Source organism: Ruegeria sp. CE9 (genome assembly GCF_056537425.1).
This window is the reverse complement of record NZ_JBQFRO010000142.1, coordinates 1-520: the sequence shown is the minus strand read 5'-3', so window position 1 is coordinate 520 and position 520 is coordinate 1. Positions and strand designations below refer to the sequence as shown.

Genomic DNA, 520 nt, shown 5'->3' with positions numbered 1-520 from the left:
GCCTGCCGCCGTATAACGACCGCTTCCGCCGCACGCCCCGTCCGTGTCAGACTCTGCGCAAGGCCGCGGCGCGCGCCAATGTCGTTGGGGTTTTCCGTGGTTTGGCGTGAAAAATAGCTGATTGCATCTTCGGGGTCTGCCGAGGTCAGCATGATCGACTCTAAATTCGCGGCACCAATGGCCTGCACCGCTTGATCGGGCTGTTCCGACTGGACAAGGCAGGCCGCCAAAAGCGGGCATGCCAAGCCAAGCAAAAGCCACCGAAACGGGGACAGACGCATTCTGAAATCCAATCACAACTGCTCGGGCGCGCTGTAATTGAGGATGTCAAGCCCCCTATGTTTGATCCAATTTTAGGGTCGTAGTTTCTGGTATTGGTGGGCGCATTCCGAGGCTTTGATGGGGTCGGATATGGTTGTATTCTTTGATCCAGCGATTGATTGTGGCTTGGGCTTGGCAGGTGGCGCGGCTGTTGTGCATCACGCCACCTGAGTTGCTTGCGGATGGCTGCGTTTTTGCA

1 protein-coding gene and 1 pseudogene are annotated in these 520 nt (G+C 57.1%); both read right to left on the bottom strand.

All coding sequences use genetic code 11. The features are described 5' to 3' along the window. Positions 1–281: pseudogene (locus ACR0B3_RS24545) on the bottom strand (tetratricopeptide repeat protein); the annotation flags it as partial. A 55-nt stretch (positions 282–336) separates the two neighbouring features. Then, positions 337–480: an integrase core domain-containing protein gene (locus tag ACR0B3_RS24540; protein ID WP_480811316.1), complete on the bottom strand. Its 144-nt coding sequence runs from the start codon at positions 478–480 to the stop codon at positions 337–339. Between the last annotated feature and the right edge of the window lie 40 nt (positions 481–520).